This window comes from Rickettsiales bacterium Ac37b (assembly GCA_000746585.2).
Taxonomy (GTDB): Bacteria; Pseudomonadota; Alphaproteobacteria; order Rickettsiales; family Arcanibacteraceae; genus Ac37b.
The window spans coordinates 1,390,869-1,414,053 of the sequence record CP009217.2; the positions used below are offsets into that span (position 1 = coordinate 1,390,869).

The window sequence follows — 23,185 nt, forward strand, 5'->3', positions numbered from 1 at the left end:
TAACTTATGTTACATATTATAAATTATACTTTTCATATTACTAAAAATACTTTAATCATTTACTATAAGGTGTTTATTATGAGTTCTCCGGATAAAAATGCTAAGAATAACGCTAAATTTAGTAAAATAATTGAGCATATTGTTAATAACCCTAAAGAAGTTGCTTCTATATACCATACCTATAATAAGTTCTCACAAAATCATAGCATATTTTCATTATTAAAATTAATAGCAAAAGTTGTTATATTTTCTGTAAGGCAAATAAAGAATGTGGGGCCTGTTGTGGGTCAATATATAGAAGGTAAATTATCGTTAGAAAGCTTATTACAAAAAGACGAAATTTGGAAACTATTAGCAAATAATAAAGATAAAATACATGATTTATTAGAAAAATTAAAACCAGATACTGATCAAATTTTTGGTAAGTCTCTTAATATTTCAGAAATAGCTGATCAATTGTTTAGTCATCCTACTGAGCTAGCAAGCTTATATCGTAGTTATAGTAATGCAACTATTACTACTCAAATGCAAGAAATAGATTCATTATATCAGCAAGTGTCACCATATCTTCCTCCTTCAAAAGCTTCGGACATCATTGATAAATTATCTGTTTTAACCCAACTATCTAAAGATCTAGAAGGGAAGTATATATCTGGAATAACAGATAAAAATAGTATCATGCAGAGACTAAAAAGTGTTAATGATATTTTCAAAACAAAATCTTCTAAAGAATTAGAAGAAATGAAACAAATTTATAATTCACCTTCCAAGGAAGATTGGTTTAAATTAGGTACAGAGTTTATTGATTTTGTTAATAAATATCCTGAGCTTTCAAAAGTTATAAGTAAAAATTCTTCAGGAATAAGTTCCTATATTATGAATTATTATCAAGAGAATTTGCCCGCATTCGAAGCTATTGGTATTGATAATCCTAATATTTTCCGTGTGCTTGAACCTTTTCTTGATAATCCTGCAATATTAAAACAAGTTAATGATCTATATAACCAAAATAACTTTCCAGAACTTGGAACTGTTTTATTAAATTTTGCGTCTGATAATGAAAAATTTGATAAATTTTTACGTGATCCTGAAACTGGTAAAGCTATAGAGCATTTTTTAACAGTTAGAGATGATTTAAGAGCCACACTACCATATGGTGTAGGAGATAATAATTTTGCTATATCGAGTATGATTCCTCCTTTGCTAAATAATCATAAATTGCTAAAAGCATTGAATGACGAGTACATAAACTGGACAAATACGCCTAATTTATCTACGACTCCTATAATCGCTAAGCTTTCTGAATTACTATCAGATCAAAATATATGCACATCTCTTGCAAATAATGCACAAAATATTAACAATATTATAGAATCTTATTTTAAACAAGAGCCTGATATGGTTGATGCTATACTGAAGCCCTATAATGTTGATCCTAGGCTACTAAAAATTAGTGGAATTTTATTACAACATCCAGAAACTTTGGAAACAATTTTGAAAGAATTATCTAACGAAAATCCTAGCTATATTAGTGTAGTTAATAATATTATAGATTTATCCAAAAAATCCCCAGAGCTCACAGAATTTTTAAATAGTCCAGAAAATCAAAAACATATTATTAAATTTATTCAAGCTTTGTCAGTAGAAGCTGGTATAGGTAATATTCAAGGACTATCAGGTTTAATTTTAGGTCAATTAAATAATTTTGAGCCTTTAGGTGGATTATATAATACCCTATCTCAAAGTTTACAATTAACCGGACAAATTCTACAAAGTCATGATACAAGAGCAGAAGCCGTAAAGATATTACAAAACAATATTATAGCGCCTGTTGATTTGGCAGCACATTTAAAAGATAAAATAGGGTTAGGGAATATTATTGGCCAAGATCAAACGTTAGGAAATTTTTTAAAAGAAGCATTAAATAATTCTGCGCGTGCTACTACTAGCAATGACTTATATGATATACTAATTAGCTATATTCAAAAAAATCCTGCTCCTACATCCAAAATAGAAAAAGAAATTAATGAGCGTGCGTTTGCTGCAAAAAAACTACCTGATATAGCATTTGATAATTTAAATATTAAAGATTTTGATTTTACAGGTAGTACTTTTACTGGCGGGTCTTTTAAAAATGCAGTATTTACTAAGACAAATTTTTCTAACACCGTATTTCTAACTAAGCAAGTAGAAAATCCTAATACCAAACAACTAGAAAATATTACCACTGACTTTAGTGGTGCTACATTTGATCCCAAGTCTTTACAGACTTTATTAATTTCGATACGTGATTCAAAGCGTGTTCTTACTAGAGCTAATATTGTATTAGATAATGTAAAACTATCTGGTGATTTTAGTAATATGGATTTATCTGAGATGTCTTTTAAAAATGCGGATTTTTCGAAAGCTAAATTAAATGGAGTAAATTTATCAAATTCAAACTTATATAACTCTAACATTTCAGAAGCACAACTTACATCTGCTGCCAACATCTCAAATGTAGTTACCAATGCAAGAATTAATTTAGAAGATACCACTTTTCTACAGGTAGTTAATGATTTAACTAAACAAATTGGAGAGATCAAGTTTCCAGATGAGAATAAACAGAAACAAGAATTTTGTATAAAATTTCAAAAATCATTAAAAGCAATTTTTGACAAAGACCCTCATTTACAAAAAGACTTAATAGAGTTACAGCAAATTTCTCAAAATTATCCTGGTTTAAATATATTAGTAAAACATTTGGATCAAGGTATTAATGGTAATAATATTGATAGCATTCCTGAAACTATTACTTCTCTTCGAGAAAACTTAATTCCTTATAAAATGTCTATGCAAATAGCACATAATTTATTTAAAGGTGGTGAAAAATTAAATCAAGCTAGAACAAACGAAACACGCTTACTTGCAGAGCATTTAGCTAATATTATCCAAGAGTTAAAGGTAGAAAATCCAATTATAAATTGGGATCAATTTTTTAGTAATACAAAAGATTTAATAGGTAATATTGAATTTACAAACAAAGGTGGAGTAAATAAAGCTTCAGGTTTAACCCAGATATATTATGACAGAGGGACAAAATATACTAAGGCTGGGTATCTGACTGGAGGTATACAAATCGATGACTTAACATCTCCCGAATTAAAATATACTATAAAATCTTATATACAAGCCCAGGCTGTTTTAACTCCAGAAGAGAAGATATTAACTAAAGATTTAGTAGAGGATATAGGTAATAATATATTTGGTCATGGTAAGAATAATTTAGATCGTGAACGAATTTTTCAACATTTAGTAGGTATTATTACTACAGTAAAAAATTTAGGCATAGATATCAAACATTTTATGCAAGATAAAAAAGAGCAAATTGTAGGAAGTCTTCCTGAGCCTTCTGGATTAAATGTCCTACCCTCTCTTACGGAGCTATATTATCAACAAACAAAAGGCGCTTTTTCATTATATCTACCTATTAAAAATTTATCGAAAGCATTTTCAGAATCCATTAAAGAAATTTTTATTAGATTAAACGAAAATAAAAGCAATTTAGCAACAGAGATAAAGCCACCTAAGACACCAGATAAGGGACGTAGCATATAGAAATAAATTTTTATAATTTAGCATTATAATTATCTATACGTAATAATTTATTATTGTTGTACTTTCCTTGGATGATTTCAATATTACTTTTTGCTATATGCAGGTGTTTTGCTAGTAATGCAATCACATCTTTATTAGCTTTACCTTGTTCTGCAGGGGAAGTAACATATATTTTTAAGATGGATTGTCCTTCCGAGTCTATAAAAGTTTCACCAACTTTATTTACTCTAGCTCTTGCGATTACTTTAAGATTGATGTACAACTCAGTCATGATATACTTGTAATATTAAATTTATATAGCAAATTAATTTGCTATATAATAATACTTGCATAAGTAATTATAAATAATATACATAAAGTAAGTTAAAAAACTATAAGTAAATTAGTATAAATGGTGATAAGTTATGTTAGCAAAAAAAATAATATTACTATTAATGGGATGCTTCTTACCTATTATTGCTGTGACAAATACGGCTGTGGCTGATTATCCACACCCTTGGCAAATGTGGACACAGCGTGCTATAACTCCTGTGATGGAGGAATTAACTAAGCTCAATGACTATATACATATTGTTATTGCGTGTATATTAATTTTTGTATCTATATTACTAGCGTATGTATGTATTAGATTTTCTAAAAAAAATAATCCTATACCTTCAAAAACCTCTCATAATACTATATTAGAGATTATTTGGACTGCTATACCAGTACTTATTTTAGTAACTATAGTAGTACCATCATTAAAAACTTTATATTATGCAGATAGAATACCAGATGCGGAGATGAATTTAAAAGTTGTAGCCCATCAGTGGTATTGGGAATATATATATCCTGATAATGATGATTTAACATTTATGAGTTATATGATTACTGATGATCAGCTGAAACCTGGTCAAAAAAGATTATTAGAAGTAGATAATAGGGTAGTGGTTCCCATTAATACCAATATTAAAGTTTTAATTACATCGGCTGATGTGATTCACAGCTGGGCTATTCCATCATTTGGAGTTAAGACAGATGCTGTTCCTGGTAGAACCAATGAAACTTGGATGAATATCAAAGAGCCTGGTGTTTATTATGGTCAGTGCTCAGAATTATGTGGAATTAATCATGGGTTTATGCCAATTGTTGTAGAGGCAAAAACAAAAGAAGATTATGAGCAGTGGTTACAGCAAGCAAAAACATCTTTTAGTGCCAATAAGTTCGAGAGCAAGTATGCATTATTAGCTAAAAATTACTGAATTAGAGATTAATTTGATTATTTACTTAAGTCTAGAGGTTTGAAATATATGATACAAGAAACAACAGTAATGAACTCTGAAGATCAGGCACATGATTCTCACCATCCTACAGGGTGGAAGCGTTGGCTTTTTTCTACCAATCATAAAGATATAGGTAGTATGTATCTAATTTTTGCTATATCTGCTGGTATAATTGGTGGCCTGTTTTCCTTAATATTTAGATTAGAATTAACAAGTCCTGGCGCACAATTTTTGCATGGTGATCACCAATTTTATAATGTTTTAATTACTGCTCATGCGCTGATTATGGTGTTTTTTATGATTATGCCAGCATTAATGGGAGGTTTTGGTAATTGGTTTGTACCGCTCATGATAGGTGCTCCGGATATGGCTTTTCCACGTCTGAATAATATCAGTTTTTGGTTACTAGTACCTTCGTTTATATTACTACTAGCTTCTGCATTTATACAAGGAGGGGCTGGTACAGGCTGGACAATTTATCCACCTTTAAGTGGTATTTCTTCGCATGCAGGACCAGCTGTAGATATGGCCATACTCAGTTTACACATAGCTGGTATTTCATCAATTTTAGGGGCTATTAATTTTATTACTACGATTTTCAATATGCGAACGAATGGCATGATATTAAACAAAATGCCTCTTTTTGTGTGGTCTATATTAACCACTGCTTTTTTATTGATCCTAGCTTTACCTGTTTTAGCTGGAGCAATTACGATGTTATTAACTGATAGAAATTTTGGCACTAAATTTTTTGATCCAGCAGGAGGGGGGGATCCTGTATTATTCCAACATTTATTTTGGTTCTTTGGCCATCCTGAAGTATACATAATTATAATTCCTGGATTTGGGGTAATTAGTCAGGTAATTTCTACTTTTTCTTGTAAGCCTATTTTTGGTTATTTAGGCATGGTATATGCTATAATTTCAATAGGTTTTGTTGGTTTTGCGGTATGGGCACACCATATGTTTACAGTTGGTTTAAGTGTAGATACGCTCTCTTATTTTACTGCGGCAACTATGATTATTGCCGTTCCAACAGGGATAAAGGTTTTCAGTTGGATTGCAACGATGTGGGGAGGATCTATAGATTTTAAAACTCCTATGTTATTTGCTGTTGGCTTTGTTTTTCTATTTACAGTAGGAGGAATCACAGGTGTCGTGCTTTCGAATTCATCTTTAAGTAAAATTTATCATGATACATATTATGTGGTCGCACATTTCCACTATGTAATGTCGCTAGGAGCTTTATTTGCAGCATTTGCTGGGTTTTACTATTGGTTTGGTAAAATTTCTGGCAAGCAATATTCTGAACTATTAGGTAAAATACATTTTTGGCTAACTTTTGTAGGAGTAAACCTTACTTTCTTTCCTCAGCATTTTTTAGGGATTGCAGGTATGCCAAGACGTATTCCTGATTATCCTGATGCTTTTTGGGGATGGAATATGGTATCTTCAGTAGGTTCTATTATTTCAATGTTTGCTGCTTTTTTCTTTGTTGGTATTATTTTTCATACTTTAAGATATGGTAAGCCATGCCCATCTAATCCATGGGGAGAAGGTGCAAACACGCTTGAGTGGACATTAAGTTCTCCACCACCTTTTCATAGTTTTGAAAAATTGCCTAAAATTTAAGGGTAATAAATTAATATGAACCATCTTCAATATATACGTAATTTTGCTATTATCGCTCATATAGATCATGGCAAATCTACTCTTGCTGATCGCCTTATTGAGCTATGTGGTGGGCTTGAAATGCGTGAAATGAGTGCACAAGTACTAGATTCTATGGATATAGAAAAAGAACGTGGCATTACTATTAAAGCGCAAACAGTAAGGTTAATTTACAAGGCAGAAGACGGACATTCTTATACTTTGAATCTTATGGATACTCCAGGGCATGTAGATTTTGCCTATGAGGTTAGTCGGTCACTAGCTGCGTGTGAAGGATCAATATTAGTAGTTGATGCGAGCCAAGGTGTAGAAGCGCAAACTTTAGCGAATGTTTATCAGGCATTAGAAAATAATCACGAAATTATTCCTGTTTTAAATAAAGTAGATTTACAGGCAGCTGATCCGGAGCGTGTCAAAGCGCAAATAGAAGATTTAATTGGTCTGGATGCGAGCGGTGCGGTTCCAATTTCTGCTAAAAGCGGTATGGGTATAGCAGCGGTACTTGAAGCTGTTGTTAAATTATTACCTCCACCACAAGGTGAAGTGGAGTCACCATTGAAAGCGCTACTAGTAGATAGCTGGTATGATTCTTATTTAGGAGTAGTAATTCTGGTAAGAATTATGGATGGAGTCTTAAAAAAGAGTATGAAAATCAAAATGCTAGCTACGAATAGTATTTATCATATTGATAGTGTTGGAGTATTTACTCCTAAAAAACTTATAACTAATGAGTTAAAAGCTGGTGAAATAGGATTTTTTACAGCCAGTATCAAACAAGTTTCTGACTGTAAAGTTGGGGATACTATAGTGGATGAGAAGAATGCAACAGCAAAAGCATTAGCAGGGTTTAAACCTAATTTACCCGTGGTGTTTTGTGGTTTATATCCGGCAGATAGTAGTGATTTTGAACATTTGCGGGATTCGCTTGCAAAACTACGCTTAAATGATGCTAGTTTTGAATATGAGATGGAAACATCAAAAGCATTAGGATTTGGTTTCCGTTCAGGATTTTTAGGTTTATTGCATCTTGAAATAGTACAAGAACGACTTGAGCGTGAGTTTGATTTAGATCTTATTACAACTGCTCCTAGTGTTATCTATAAAATACACTTAAATAATGGAACGTTACTAGAATTGCATAATCCTGCAGATATGCCCGAGACCACGTCTATTGCATATATGGAGGAACCATGGATCAAGGCTACCATTTTTGTACCTGAAGAATTTTTAGGGGTCGTATTAAAATTATGTAATGATAAACGTGGTTCACAGATAGATCTTAGTTACGTAGGTAGCAGAGTGATGCTGGTATATCGTTTACCTTTAAATGAAATTGTTTTTGATTTTTATGATAAGCTTAAATCTTGTTCAAGAGGATATGCTAGTTTTGATTGGCAAATGGATGATTATCAGAAAAGCGAATTAGTTAAATTATCTATATTAGTTAACGGAGAAGTGGTAGATGCACTTTCGACTATTATACATAAATCAAGATCTGAGACTCGTGGTCGTGAATTGTGTGAACGTTTAAAAGATCTAATTCCAAGGCACATGTTTCAAATTGCAATACAAGCAGCTATTGGCGGAAAGATTATTGCACGTGAAACTATAAGTGCTTTACGTAAGGATGTGACAGCTAAATGTTATGGAGGGGATATTTCCAGAAAACGTAAATTACTTGAAAAACAAAAGGCGGGGAAAAAGCGTATGCGCAATGTAGGGAATGTTGAAATTCCACAATCGGCCTTTATTGCTGCTTTAAAAATTAGTGATAACTAATTATAAAGTTATGATCGTTATAAAGTTTATATCAAGAAATTCCTCTGTGGGGTATATTATGATTTCTTCTTGCTTGTTCTCTATTAGTAAAAAAGTTTTCCAGTACCTCACTATTGCTAGGGATGTTGTCAGCTTCTATTTTGGCTGATCTCATCTTTTGGCTAGCTATATTACGCAAGCTTTCCTGTTTAGCAGCTTGGAAGCTTAGAAAATCTTCTGGATTGTAAGTATCTATAATATTTTGTAGTAAATTATAATATTTATTCCAATTGGTTTGAAAGATTACTTCGTCATTATAATTTTCTTTACCCGTCTTTTCCATACATAAAAAATCTACCGCATCTATAAAAGATTTTCTAAAATTTTGTGCAAGATATAAGATTTTTTGCTAGAATCAGAGCCATAGTGTTGGATAAGATCTATTAAAACACTTAATACATTTTCGGGATTATTTTGATGTATTTCAATAAGTTTAGTTTTGAAGCCAGGAGTACGTATATTTCCATATATTTTTTCCTGTATATCTTCATATGATATGCTATGGGCATTTTTTATTAAAGGTATGGTTTTTTGACTACAATTAATTATCTTATGTCTGCTATTTATGTATTTTTGACAAATATTTTGTAGTTGGTCAAAAGCATTATTATAATCTGTTTGCGCTTTTTCTATAGTATATTGAATTCCACTGTATTGTATCAATAGGCCAAGGGTTATCTTATATATTTCTAAATTATTGATAAGCATTTCTATAGTTTGCTCTTTGTATAAAATATCTTTTTTTAATTCTTGAATATGTAATGTCATATTTTTAATAAATTCATTAATTAAATGCTGTTGCTTTATATTAGATAGCTGAATTTGATCTTGCAGAGAGGATATTGAGGCTTGTAATAGTTTTTCTTGTTTATGATAAATTTGAAGTCTTTTGTAAAGTTCTTCGCATTTATCGCGATAGATTTGTAATGTTTTAGTTAATTCTTTACATTTTTGTTTTTCTGTGTGTAGAGCATGTTCTAATTTTTTAGTATCTGGTGTCGAAACTGCATACTCATTTGTAGAAGTTTGATTATCATTTATATCAATGCTAGACATTTTCTGAATGAGTTGTATTTGTTCTTGAGGCAAATTATGAATTTCTTCAGTAGTCTCTTTTTCTTCAGCTTTACCAGATATATGGGATTGTATAGATTGGGTTATTTATAAAGGAAGACGGAGAAGTAGGTAATGTCGGTATATTATTCTCAGATTTTTTCATATATTGCGCTTATATTAAATATTTAATAATTATTGTATATAATGTTTAAGAAAAAAATTCAATAAAATATTCAATAAGTATTAAATAACAGGAAGCAAATATAAAAAATATAGTTGTTTTTTTGATGTATATTCGGTGACTTTTAAAAATAGACGTATTCATCTTTGAAAGTCTGCGGTACTCAGTTAGCTCTTAGCTCTATCTGACCAAGTAACCAATATTCAACTTCTTTTACTATATACCCATTCCCTAGTTTAAATTCCATGTTGTCCTCTTACTATAATTTCTTTACCACTTGGTATAAAATTAGTTATTTACAACATTTATAGTTAAAATTTAGGAAGGGTTTAGGATTTAGAGGTGTATGATTATATCTAATTTCATAATGTAGATGTTCTCTAGTACTGCTACCAGTATTACCTTGTAATCCTATGAGTTGTCCGGCCAAGACTATATCATTAATATTTACCAAACTTCTGTGAAGGTGAGCATATGAAGTAGTAAAGCCATCTCCATGGTCAAGGGTTATAATATTGCCGTACCCTTTTTGAGAAAAGTTTGCTATTACCTTGCCCGTGCTTGACGCAAAAACTTTTGCATCATGTATTGAAGATAGATCTATACCATTATGGTGTTTAACTCTTTTTCTAATGGGGCATATTCGAATGCCAAAATTGCTTGTAATTTTATAATTATAAATGGGGGGATAAGTGGGTATTGATTTTGCAAGTTTATCTAAACACGATAATTCATCTAAAAGATTTAATCTAGGAGAATCTTCTATGACTGAAAATATATCCTCGCTATTTGATAAACTGCTAAAGTTATTTATATGTTTTTGGGGATGCAAACTGAGTAAAGATTTAAGTTTGGTTATAGGTGGTGCAGAATTTTTACTAGCTAAAGCTAGAAGATTATTATGGTATAATAATATTTTATGTTTTATATTATATAATTTACATAAAAAATGATCTATAGTTTCGGGTTTATCTGTAATAAGAGAAATATATAAATTACTTGGAAAACAGTAATTATTATCTATATTTAATAAGTCATATTTAATAATGATATTACCATAATGAGTTTGAGTTGTTTGATTAATTTCATTAGCTAAATTTTGAATATGGTTCAAACGTTCGTTTGGGGTAATATACCTGTTCTGGTTATTAGTAGTGCAGGAAATGTTTAATATAAAAAATAAAGATAGTAATATAATATTAAAAACCCAATGACTTATTATATTACTATGGTAAAAGAAATTAGATATAGATGCCAGGAGTGATGAGCGAAGAGCAACGACATACGCAAATTCAAATGTTTTTACTATAAATTGTAGTATGGGTTGTTTAGATTCAATAATATGTATGTTATTCATTTATATGCATTATTCCTATTTTTACTATAGTTTAATTGAATAATTACAATAAATCTTTAAGAGACATAATTGTTTGCTTGTTGTACTAATTCTTCAATAATGGTTTGTACTGATTGTTCTTGATTTACCATACCAACGCTCTGGCCAGCCATAACTGATCCATAATCTATATCACCATCTATTACAGCTTTACGTAAAGCACCAGCCCAAAAATGTTCTATTTTTAATTGAGCTTCTTCTTTAGATAAAAGCCCATTTTTATACAGCGTTATGGTTTCGTGCTGTACATTAATAAAGCTTTTGGTTGCATTGTTAGCGATAGCGCGCACAGGTATTACTGGAAATTCTTCGCTTACTTGCACTGATACAACAGCATCTCTAGCATGAGATTGAATAAAAGTTCGTTTAAAATTAGGATGGGCAATTGATTCATGAGCACATACAAAACGGGTACCTAGCTGGCAGCCAGCTGCGCCCATTTGTAAGAAGCTTGATATAGCTTCTCCACGTCCAATGCCTCCCGCTACAAATATAGGTACTTCGCTAATATTGGGTAATATTTCTTGTACGAGCACTGAAGTTGAAACTGGTCCTATATGTCCTCCTGCTTCCATTCCTTCAATAATTATTGCATCTACACCAGATTTTATAAGTTTTTTAGCGATAATAAGTGCTGGTGCAAAGCACATAACTTTTATATTATGTGATTTAAGCTTGGTAATAGTGTTTGATTTTGGTAGGCCTCCTGCGAGTACTACGTGAGATATATTGCATGCAATACATACGTCTACCAAAGCGTCTAAATTAGGGTGCATAGTTATAAGATTTACACCAAATGGTGCTGAGGTTTTTGTTTGCGTTGCTTTGATTTCCTGGTTTAATAGTGCGGGCGTCATAGAGCCGCACGCAATAATACCAAACCCTCCAGCATTGGAGATTGAAGACACTAAGTTACTTTCAGAAACCCAGGACATTGCGCCACCTAAAATGGCATATTTAGATCCTAAAAAATCAGTTCCTCTTTTCCATAGTGTTTGTAGTGTATTCAAAGATGCCTCCAATTTAATCCTATCAGTATATTTTTACTATACATAGATTGAAAAGTCTATGAGGAAAGTATAAATTTTACTAAGTTACTATTATTCTCTAAGAAGAACTATGCAACAAGGCCTTACCGCGAAAGCGGTAATCTAGTAATACATTACCAACCTCCCTAGATACCCGCATACGCGGGTATGTCCAAGAAAAAACATCTTCTTTTTTGTCATTACCGCGAAGGCGGTAATCTGGTATTTGAGCTAACTGCGTACGCAAGTTCAAATCAATTTACTATAGGTCAGATAGTTATTATGGAACTCAGTTCTTTAAGCTTGATAATTAATTGTTTTAATCTTTCTTCCGCATCATTAATCTTTATAGGTAATAATAGTTTTTGATCTGCACGTAATTTTATCTGATTTTTCCTAATATAATTTAATAACTCCTCAGGATTATGACAAATATTATCTTTAAATGCTATAACTACAGCTTGTGGTCCTGAATCTATTTTTTCTATATTGAATTTGTAACATAATTGTTTTAATTTAAGTATAGTTAATAAATGTTCTACTTCATTAGGCAAATCGCCAAAGCGATCTATTAGTCCAAGAGCAAACTCTTCTATCTCTTGTTCATTTTCTAAAGTTGATGCCCTTTTATATATGCCCAGCCTAAGTGATAAATCTGGTATATAACTTTCTGGTATCAACACCGATAATCCTAAGTTCATTTGAGGAACGAAAGTGTTGCTACCGCTTTCATTTTTATCTAATTCAGACTTTGTAATGTTCTTATCCTGGATTAAAGCTTCAACAGCTTCTTTTAACATATCTTGATATAGTTCAACTCCAACTTCCTTAATATGTCCAGATTGCTCCTCTCCAACTAAATTCCCAAAACCACGTAAATCCATATCATAGCTCGCTAAGGAAAACCCAGCCCCAAGAGAGTCTAGCGTTTGCATAACTTCAAGCCTAGCTAAAGCAATTTTAGAGAGAATTTTTTTAGGAGGCAAGGTGAGATATGCATAAGCACGTATTTTTCCTCTGCCTACCCTACCACGTAATTGGTATAATTGTGCCAATCCAAAAATATCTGCCCTATGAACAATGATCGTATTAGCACTTGCAATATCCAAACCAGACTCAACAATTGATGTGGATAATAAGAGGTCATATTCATTATTACAAAATGCATTCATTATATCATCAAGTCTACTTGCAGGCATCTGTCCATGCGCCACTACCATCCTAATTTCGGGTACCAAATCTTTTAGTATATTATGTATTTCAGTTAAATCAGCTATCTTAGGACAAACATAAAATATCTTTCCTCCCCTGTTATACTCCCTTAAAATTGCTTCTTTAATTACTACCGAATCAAACGGCATAATAAATGTTCTAACAGCTATTCTATCGATAGGAGGAGTTGCAATTAAGCTTAATTTTTTTATCCCAACTAAAGACATTTGTAAGGTACGAGGTATAGGAGTTGCAGATAAGGTTAAAATATGTACATCAGCACGTAGCTGTTTTAACCGTTCTTTCTGAGCGACACCAAAATGGTGTTCTTCATCTATAATGATCAATTGCAGATTTTTAAATTCAATATTTTTATTTAATATGGCATGTGTACCTATAATGATATTAATATTACCCTCTGCAAGATCATGCTTAACAAGAGTAATCTCTTTTTCAGGAACCATCCTGGAAAGTAATGCTATTTTTATAGGAAACCCTGCAAAGCGCTCCTTAAATGTTAAATAATGTTGTCTAGCAAGCAAAGTACTTGGTACAATTACAGCAACCTGTGGCTTTACTATATTTTCAGCTAGGGCTACAATAAACGCAGCTCGCAGTGCAACTTCAGTTTTACCAAATCCTACATCTCCGCATACTAATCTATCCATAGGTTTACCTAAAGACAGATCTTCTTCTATCTCTCTAATTGCTGATAATTGATCATCAGTTTCTGGATAGGGGAATTTTGCACAAAACTCATCATACATACCACTGGTTATATTAAAACTATCTACAGTTTTAAGTTCTCTTTCAGCAGCTGTTTTTAATAATTCTTCTGCAGCTAATTTAATACGATTTTGTAATCTGGATTTGCGTATCTGCCATGATGTACCACCCAACTTATCAAGAACCGATGCTTCATTATCTGATCCATACCTACTCAAAAGTTCAATATTCTCAACTGGTATATAGAGTTTATCTCCGCCCTCATAAACTAAAGATAAAAAATCATGTTTAATACCAAGCACATCAACTGTTTCCAGCCCTATAAAACGCCCTATACCATAATCACGATGTACTACTAACTCGTCAACAGCAAAAGAAACAGTCTCATTAATAATGTTTTCCAGTCTTTTACGAGAGTTACGCCGAGGCCTTATACGTTCTCCAAGCAAATCTTGCTCACTGATTAAAACATATTTTTCTAGCTCAAATCCTTGTGATAGAGGATACACCGTAATCCCAACTATATTAACATCTAATTTCTGTACTTGACTCCATAATTCTATATTACAAATAGTTATATTATTACTTTGTAGTATATGGGATATTCTTTGTCTTGAACCTTCAGTAGTGCAACAAATTATTAATTTTTTATTGGATAACTGAATAGCTTTAATATAGGAATGTAATATGTCATAAATAGGTTTTTCTTCTACCCGCGCCTGTAATAAAAAATTAGGGAGTTTATTAATAAAAAGAGTGAAAACATTCTTGCTATCAGTGTGCAAGAATTGATCTAATATTACTACTGATTTTGATAATAATTTACTTTCTAATTCAGTCTTATTTATCCATACTAGTTCCGGAGGCACAGCATTATATATCATATCTTTCATAACATTTTTGATGCTTTCTAGACGTGCAGTGTAATATTCATGAATTAAATTTTTTCTTTCTTCATAAGCGGTCCAAAAATTACTATCATGAATTACTATATCAAATTTTAAATAATCAAATATCGTGGCGACATCTTTGTAAAATAACGGTAACCAATGTTCAACACCAATATATCTCTGACCAGTGAGGGTAGCTTCATATAAAAGATCAGATTTATTAATACCAAATAATTTCAGGTAATTTTGCGTAAAATTCTTAATGGAGGTGGAATTTAATATTACTTCACTCACAGGTAATATAGTAATTTCTTTTAATATTTTATCACTTTTTTGGGTAATAAGATCAAAAACTTTTATTGATTCAATGGTATTACCAAAAAAATCTAAACGTATTCCTTGCTCTTCATTTGGTAAACAAATATCAATAATGCTGCCCCGTACTGAAAACTCTCCCGCTTCACTCGTAATTGAAACTTTTAAAAAACCATACTCTAATAATCTATCGATAAAATCATCGCGCTTTAATTCTAAACCTTGCCTTATAGAAAAACTCATATCAATCAGCATTTCCGGAGGCACCGTATATTGGATCATACTATTTAAAGTAGTTACTAAGATTACCCTATTCTCAGCAGCTACTATACTGTATAAAGCCTGAATTCTACTATTGGAAACAATTTTACTTGGAGACACTCGATCATATGGCAGCGAATCCCAGCCTGGAAGAGTTATAATTTTAGTGCCAGCTATAAAAAAATTTAATTCTTTAACAATACTAGAGAGTTCTACTTCATCATTTACTATATATAGTATATTTTTTGTAGGATTATCTATTGAAATAGCAGCAAGTACACAATTACTAGCATTAGATGCAACAGGACAACAAATTAACTGTTGGTTATTTTGAATAAATAAGTTTTTTTGGAACATAGTTAGTAATAGGCAACTATCTTAAAAGTTTTTAATACCAATTCTATTTTGCTAAAGAAGAAATTTTATGTTCTTATATTATAAATTAAATAAACGGTCAATATTTCTTATTGTATCCTAATTAGAGAATAGCTTAGGCTTTTTAGTTGGTAGAAATAAACTACCCCGGTTTAAACTCCTAATTATTAAGATTTTAATTTTAAATAATTATTTATTTACTTTTAATCAAATAATGTTATATTAAAAAATATAAATTTTTAGTATAATTCAAGCAATGGCTGAAACTCTCTGTCCCATAGAAACCTTTAAAATTGAATATACTGAAAATTTTAATAATTTACCTCTTCTAGAGATTTTGGATATAAAAAACTTTTTGTCAGTTGATAACTTACCAGAAGTAAGTGGTAATCTCAGCTTACGACAAGGTAAAACAAAAAATAGTACCCTTTTACAAGATTTTAACGAAAATTATTGGGCAGTATTTAGCACCTCTAAAACTTTACTGCGTGATAGAAAAACTTTATCTGATCCATTAATTTATTATTTATTAGCTGATATATATAAGCTAGTACTTGGAAATGCTGCTCCTAATTTGCAATTCATAAAATCACCTACCGAACTTCTTATAGGGTCTGAATTTATTAAGAATTATGAATCAATGATTAGTACTAACAAAATTTGTTATGGGTCACTACTTGATGATTTTCCTAATTGTAAAGAGGCCAATTTTTCAAATTATTACACTTTTATTTCACTAGCTATGATACTCGGGGAGAGCGATGCTAATGCAAGAAATTTTGGTATTATTACTCCCATTTCTAATAATGTTATTCTTGCTAAAATTGATCATGACCTTAATATAGGTATTTATAGTAATTTAACTTTCCAAGAACGTGTTTTAAAAACTCTAAAGGGAGGGAATTATAGATTACACAAAGCTATTAAAGATAATTTAAATTGCCTTGCTGAAGCTATAGGTAATCTAGGCCACATACCAGATGATTTATGGCAGGAATCGATTTATCGTAGATTAAATAAATTGTTTGAAGTTTATGAATTGTTCAACGATCCTGTAATAGGCGCTGACTTAATCTTTCTTAAAAATCTTGCAGAGTTTTTAATAACCATCAAAAGTAAATTACCTACCTATCGATACACTTTGGAATTAGAATATCTAATATTACAAGATAGGGTTGAAACATTTAAGAGTTTTATTAGTGAGAATAACATTGATATTAGGGCAGAATTTGAGTTCATGGGTTTAAGAGATTCAACTTTACTAGAACTGGAAAAATCAGGATTATCCTATACCGATTCTTTTATCAAAGCTGCACCCAACTTATGTACCATAAGTGAATATGCTCTTAGTAGAGAAAAATTTAATATTGTTGAATTTTTGGAAAAAGCCACTCTTCAAGATACCAAATACATTTGTGCAAATGGAATCTGTGCAACTAATCATGATCAAGGTGAATAGTATATTAAATAATTATACCTATACCCTACATGCTCAACAACGCTTTCCTAGGGATCCTACTGTTTATAGTTTTTTGATTTGAATTAGCGTATGCGTTCTTCTCCGCTAACCTAACAAAAAGTAGGTTTTACTCATCATTCCTATCTGCTACAACTGAAAAAACTATAGTTTATCCATCATTTGTTTATTACTAGAGCTCAGCTTATATTAATATAGTTTAAGTATTTAACTATTATAATATAGTAAAACTTAAATGATGCATAAAGTGGGAGAATTTGGATTATAGGTCGTCCTTTTTTTATAATTTGCATAAAATTACTTATTCCTAGTTGAATTTTGTGAATTATATACTTATCTTATTATACATACTTATTATATTAAATTCAGAAATGGAAAATTTATTATGTCTGATAATAACTTATACCCAACATTACCATTGAGAGATATAGTAATATTTCCTGGCATGGTAGTTCCCTTATTTGTTGGACGCGAAAAATCAGTACGTTCCTTGGAACAAGTTATTGAAAAAAATGGGCAAGTTTTATTGATAACCCAAAAAGATAGTGCAGTAGATAATCCTACAGAAGATGATTTATTTAGAGTAGGAGTATTAGGTAATATTTTGCAGTTGTTAAAATTACCTGATGGAACAGTAAAAATTTTAGTTGAAGCTCAAAAAAGAGTAAAGATTACAAAATTTGTCAATGAGAAAAGTTTATTTCAGGCCTTTGTTGAAGATATAGTTGAAGAAGATAGTGAGAGTGATGAAGCTAATTTATTAATGCGGACTGCGATTACTCATTTTGAACAATATGTAAAAATGAATAAAAGAGCTAATCAAGATGTATTGGTTTCTTTACAAGAAATTGTGAGTCCCTCTAAGTTAGCTGATATTATTGCTAGTCATTTATTAATAAAAATTCATGATAGACAAGAAATTTTAGAAATCTTGAACGCCAGTAAGCGTTTGGAGAAAATATGTTACTGTATACAATTAGAGCTTCACTTGCTAGATACGGAAAAAAAGATACGTAGTCGTGTGAAAAAGCAAATGGAAAAAACTCATAAAGATTACTATCTTAATGAACAGCTTAAGGCAATTCAAAAAGAATTAGGGAATGGAGATGATAAAAGTGAGTTAGTGGAAATAGAACAGCAGATTAAGAAAATAAAGTTACCTAAAGAGGCGCTAGAAAAAGTACAGTCTGAGCTTAAGAAATTGAAATTAATGAATACCATGTCGGCTGAAGCGACAGTAGTTCGTAGCTATATAGATTGGGTTTTGGCTTTGCCATGGAAGAAGAATACTAAGATAAAAAATGATATTAAATTAGCTAAAAAAACTTTAGATGCAGATCATTATGGGTTAACAAAAGTTAAAGAACGTATATTAGAATATTTGGCAGTGCAACAACGTACAAAATCTATGGAGGGTCCTATATTGTGTTTGGTTGGTCCCCCAGGTGTTGGTAAAACATCTTTAGCTAAATCTATTGCAGCGGCTACAGGGCGTGAATTTATTAAATTTTCTTTGGGTGGTGTTAGAGATGAAGCTGAGATACGTGGACATAGACGCACATATCTTGGGTCAATGCCGGGTAAAATAATACAATCTATGAAAAAAGCTAAAGTTTCGAATCCAGTATTTTTATTGGATGAAATAGATAAAATGGGTTTTGATTTTAGAGGAGATCCAGCTTCTGCTTTGCTTGAGGTGCTTGATCCAGAACAAAACTCTAAGTTTGTAGATCATTATTTAGAAGTAGAATATGATTTATCTGATGTAATGTTTGTTGCGACTGCTAATACTATGAATATGCCAAGGCCATTGTTAGATCGTATGGAAGTGATTAGGTTATCTGGGTATACTGAAGATGAAAAAGTTGAAATAGCTAAGACACATCTTATACCTAAACAACTTAAAGTACATGGTTTAAAAGAAAATGAGTGGAAAGTATCGGAAGATGCTTTATCTAGTATTATAAGATATTACACTCGAGAAGCAGGTGTACGTAATTTGGAAAGAGAGCTTGCTAATTTAGCACGTAAGGCTGTTAAAGAGATAATTGAGAAAGAAAAGATTAATACGGTTAGTATATCTGCGCGTAATCTACAAAAATATGCGGGTGTTCACCGCTTTAGTTATGGTGAGGTTGAAGAAAAAGATTTAATTGGAGTAACTACGGGTTTAGCTTATACGGAAGTTGGGGGAGATCTTCTTGCTATTGAATCAGTAAGTTTACCTGGTAAGGGTAACATAAAAACAACAGGTAAACTGGGAGATGTGATGCAAGAATCTGCGCAAGCTGCTTTTAGTTATTTTAAGTCAAAATCCTTAGAATTTGGTGTGATTCCTCCTAAATATCAAAGTAAAGATATACATTTACATGTACCAGAAGGGGCTACACCCAAGGATGGACCATCAGCTGGGGTAGCAATTTTTACTTCTATTGTTTCAGTTATGACAGGAATTGCAGTGAAGAAAACAGTCGCAATGACTGGAGAAATAACCTTGCGAGGTAGGGTACTGGGTATTGGAGGATTAAAAGAAAAACTTTTGGCGGCACTAAGAGGTGGTATAAAAACTGTATTGATACCACAAGAAAATGTAAAAGATCTTGAAGAAATTCCTTCAAATGTTAAAAAAGGTTTAGAAATTATACCTATTTCTTCAGCTGCTGAAGCTATTTCTTTGGCATTAATAACTATGCCAAAGCCGGTAGAGTGGATAGAAATAGACAATGTCGAATCTATTTCAACACAAAAACAGCCTGAAGATGTGGTAACTCATTGACATATTTGCAAAAGTAGGAAAAGATTACTTTGTGGGTATTTTTTTTATGGAGTGCCGCACTTAGTATTAAAGTTCGAAACTAGATGTACTAGGATTGTGTTATTATAGGAGATAGAGAATATAGAAATTATATGACTATCTTTATAAAGAGCTCTGATACATATTGTTTGAATTTTAATAATTATATAATGTATAACTAAATAGAAGGGGATTCAAGTGAATAAAAAAGAGTTTGTAAGCGCAATAGCAGATAGAGTTGGGATGACAAAGTCTGATGCAGAAAGAGCATTAGATGCATTTGTTGACATTATTACCGAAACTTTAGAAAAAGGTGGAAAAGAAGGCGTAGTACGTCTAGTAGGTTTTGGTACTTGGTCTGTGAATTCTAGAAAAGCAAGTCATGGTCGTAATCCAAGAACAGGTGCTTCTTTAAATATTCCTGCTTCTAAATTACCAAAATTCAAAGCTGGTAAAGGATTAAAAGATGCTGTAAATCATCGTAAAAGCAGCGGTAGCAGCAACAAAAGTAAGAGTGCTAAAAAACACAAAAAATAAAATTTGTGTTTTAAATTTTTTTAAGCATATATTTTACCAGAGGAGCTATGTATGCTCTTCTGGTAAAAATTTTAATTAGATACTAGTTCTTCCAAGTATGACCTCACCTCTTGTCCGTTACTTGTAGCTTTCTTGGTCTGGCCATGTAACCATTAGTAGAAAAAGAAAGAGTAGCTACGTATGCAAGCTCAAATGTTTTTACTGTATTTACTTACATTCTTATCAAAAATAAAAAATTTTTAAAAAATTAAAGAAAGATACTTCCATAGATCAAAAATTATATATACCATGAGTAGTATCAGTAATCGTTTAAAGAGTCTAGCAAAGGCAATTTAAAATATTACTAGGAGTGAGAAGTGAAATGTACGAAACAGTACATGAACTTTAAGCGACAAAGTAATACTTAAATTGCTTAGGCTAGAGGCCAGAACTTAAAAAGAAGTTACAAGGTCCAAGAAGTTAAAAATGAATTATAGCTGTAGCCAAAAATGCAGTAGTAATTTAATGCTTTAACTTTATCTAAATAACTTCTTATAAATAGGATTCTGAGAATCTTTAAATGAAGGTTCCATGTATCTAATTAGATGCATCGAGCCTAATAGCTGGCAAAAATATTTAGACGATTATTGATACTTTAAGTTTAAATATGCAAGATAAAAAAAGAAGAAACAAGAAAATAAAATAAAAAGATGAAGGTAAAATTATGCAGTAGAATACCTTTTGGTTAAAATCAAAAATATTGAATATATAAGTATAAGTCCTGAACTTTTAAAGGAGCTGTATTTTTATCTAAAGTATATTAAAAACTTTAGTATAATATATATGGGACTGTTAACAAATTACAGGTTAATTTACTATATTATGTGGTCTCCTCCAGTAAATTTACTGCTCTCAAAGCTTGCATAGAATTTTTTCTTATTAAAATTTCTCTTTAATTACATAGTGTAATAAGTAATAAAAAATACATATTTAAAAAAATTAAGGATTCTTTATTATTTATTACAATTATACAAAAATATTACTTTATTTTTATTATTATTACATATATTATAATTTTTTTTAATTAAAATAACTATAATAATAAGAAGATGTAAAAATGTATAAACCAATTAATAAGAAACCAGGACGTGTCACAGAAATTTTAGGGGGTTGTAATATTTATTTAGAGGGTAGAATGGATATATATGGCGGTGAAGAAAGGGTTGCTATTCCTTTTATGCAGAACTATATGGCACAAATATTATATGGAGAAATTAAGAATAAGGCTTCTAAAGTAATAACATTTGTGAGTACAAATGCACCTCTTGATTTTGTAGATGAGCGGGGAGCTAATCTTTGGCACCATATAATTAAATTAAAAAATGACTGTAAACTGGGAAAGAAGACTTTTACAGAAGATATATATAAGAATAATATTAATGCATTTATACATGAAATAAATGAATTTGGTAGGGCTATTTCACGTAATGATAGAACATTGCATACCAAAGCTGATAACAATGGTATTACTCCTATGATGTTAGCATATCAATTAAATGATATTGATAGTATGAAAATATTATTTGGGCTTGGCGAAGATCCTAATATTGTTTTTCCTGATGCAAAAGATCGTACTTTATTTCAAGAAGCTCTTGATAATGAAAAGATAGAAATATTAGGAGTATTATTAAGTAAATGTTCTCTTAAAACTTCAAAAGAGCAAATTGAGCAAGTATATAAATTGGGTCAAAAAGAGCCTTCTCTATCGGGGATTTTACGTCCTCATGCAAAAAAGATGATTGAAAAGAAATTGGAAAAAGAAGGAAGTGCTATTTTAAAAGAAGAGCAGAATAAAGTCAGTAATTTAAATAATAATAATGAAATAAATAAAAATTCTGCTTTATCTTCAGAAGTGGTAAAAACAGTAGATTCTAGTAATAAAATAAAACCCGCTCTTCCCCCAAGGCCATATATTCAAAAACCCCTTGTACCTTCAGTCATATATAAAAAAGAGGAAGAATCAAGTAGTAAAGTGAATACTATCACAGCTCCAAAGGAAAAGATATATTCAGCTTTATACCCAATACCGCAGGTAAGTGAAAGTACAATTATGAATATTCATAATAAAACGGTTTTGAATAATAAGTCTGCGCTTGATAAAAGTGTAGGATTTTCAAGTAAGGAGCAAAATATTAATGAAAAGCCACCATTACCTCCAAGGCCTACTGAAAGTAAACCTAAACTTGTTCCACCGTTACCACCACGGAAGATTGAAAGTAAACCTAAACTTGCTCCAGAGCTTTTTTTACAGAAGAATGTAACTCAACAATCTGTTTCTGATTCTAAGTTAAGTAATGTGAATAGTATAAATAAAGGAATAGTGAATAGGAATATAGCAAAATTTCAACCTGCAAGTTTAGAGCCTAGTTTTGCAGAGAGAATTAGATTGCAGAAAGAGAATGATTTAAAGCAAGAAAGTAGAAAAAGGTAGTAAATAAATTATTGTTGTGCCCTTATAAAATTTATTTGGGTACAATAATTTTATATTAAGCTTTTCTTAAACAATTAGTTAACGTTTGTATAGTAATATGCTATTTTTATAATTATAAG

The 23,185-nt window shown here is 31.2% G+C and carries 13 protein-coding genes; 8 read left to right on the plus strand and 5 right to left on the minus strand.

Annotation, left to right across the window (positions count from 1 at the left end):
• Positions 1-6: 6 nt before the first annotated feature.
• From NOVO_07020 to lepA, 4 genes are all read left to right on the plus strand, one after another.
• Positions 7-3,597 carry a Pentapeptide repeat protein gene (locus NOVO_07020; protein AIL65751.1) on the plus strand — a complete coding sequence of 1,197 codons (3,591 nt, stop codon included), beginning with the start codon at positions 7-9 and terminating at the stop codon, positions 3,595-3,597.
• A gap of 404 nt (positions 3,598-4,001) precedes the next feature.
• The gene (gene ctaC / locus NOVO_07030; GenBank protein ID AIL65752.1) at positions 4,002-4,838 is read left to right on the plus strand and encodes a Cytochrome c oxidase subunit 2 precursor; all 837 of its coding nucleotides are present in this window, start codon (positions 4,002-4,004) and stop codon (positions 4,836-4,838) included.
• A 48-nt stretch (positions 4,839-4,886) separates the two neighbouring features.
• The gene (gene ctaD, locus NOVO_07035) at positions 4,887-6,491 is read left to right on the plus strand and encodes a Cytochrome c oxidase subunit 1 (protein ID AIL65753.1); all 1,605 of its coding nucleotides are present in this window, start codon (positions 4,887-4,889) and stop codon (positions 6,489-6,491) included.
• 15 nt (positions 6,492-6,506) lie between these two features.
• A complete protein-coding gene (lepA, locus tag NOVO_07040; GenBank protein AIL65754.1) occupies positions 6,507-8,309 on the plus strand; it encodes an Elongation factor 4 in 1,803 nt (600 codons plus the stop codon).
• A gap of 31 nt (positions 8,310-8,340) precedes the next feature.
• On the opposite strand, the gene NOVO_07045 is transcribed toward lepA, so the two are convergent.
• The 5 genes from NOVO_07045 to mfd all read right to left on the minus strand — a co-directional run bounded on the left by NOVO_07045 (position 8,341) and on the right by mfd (position 15,770).
• A complete protein-coding gene (locus NOVO_07045; protein AIL65755.1) occupies positions 8,341-8,631 on the minus strand; it encodes a hypothetical protein in 291 nt (96 codons plus the stop codon).
• Between the two features lie 20 nt (positions 8,632-8,651).
• Positions 8,652-9,404: a hypothetical protein gene (locus NOVO_07050; GenBank protein AIL65756.1), complete on the minus strand. Its 753-nt coding sequence runs from the start codon at positions 9,402-9,404 to the stop codon at positions 8,652-8,654.
• Between the two features lie 473 nt (positions 9,405-9,877).
• Complete coding sequence (locus NOVO_07055; protein ID AIL65757.1) at positions 9,878-10,942, minus strand: M23 family peptidase; 1,065 nt, start codon at positions 10,940-10,942, stop codon at positions 9,878-9,880.
• Between the two features lie 56 nt (positions 10,943-10,998).
• Entirely contained in the window at positions 10,999-11,991 is a 993-nt protein-coding gene (locus NOVO_07060; protein ID AIL65758.1) for a Nitronate monooxygenase, read from the minus strand.
• A 287-nt stretch (positions 11,992-12,278) separates the two neighbouring features.
• Positions 12,279-15,770 (minus strand): Transcription-repair-coupling factor, encoded by a 3,492-nt coding sequence (gene mfd / locus NOVO_07065; GenBank protein ID AIL65759.1) that lies wholly within the window; start codon positions 15,768-15,770, stop codon positions 12,279-12,281.
• 274 nt (positions 15,771-16,044) lie between these two features.
• Between mfd and NOVO_07070 the strand changes: the two genes are divergently transcribed.
• The 4 genes from NOVO_07070 (at position 16,045) to NOVO_07085 (ending at position 23,066) form a co-directional block, all read left to right on the plus strand.
• Positions 16,045-17,247: a hypothetical protein gene (locus NOVO_07070; protein AIL65760.1), complete on the plus strand. Its 1,203-nt coding sequence runs from the start codon at positions 16,045-16,047 to the stop codon at positions 17,245-17,247.
• A 403-nt stretch (positions 17,248-17,650) separates the two neighbouring features.
• The gene (lon, locus tag NOVO_07075) at positions 17,651-20,041 is read left to right on the plus strand and encodes a Lon protease (protein ID AIL65761.1); all 2,391 of its coding nucleotides are present in this window, start codon (positions 17,651-17,653) and stop codon (positions 20,039-20,041) included.
• Between the two features lie 216 nt (positions 20,042-20,257).
• A complete protein-coding gene (gene hupB / locus NOVO_07080) occupies positions 20,258-20,596 on the plus strand; it encodes a DNA-binding protein HRm (protein ID AIL65762.1) in 339 nt (112 codons plus the stop codon).
• A 1,096-nt stretch (positions 20,597-21,692) separates the two neighbouring features.
• Positions 21,693-23,066 carry a hypothetical protein gene (locus NOVO_07085; GenBank protein ID AIL65763.1) on the plus strand — a complete coding sequence of 458 codons (1,374 nt, stop codon included), beginning with the start codon at positions 21,693-21,695 and terminating at the stop codon, positions 23,064-23,066.
• Positions 23,067-23,185 lie beyond the last annotated feature (119 nt).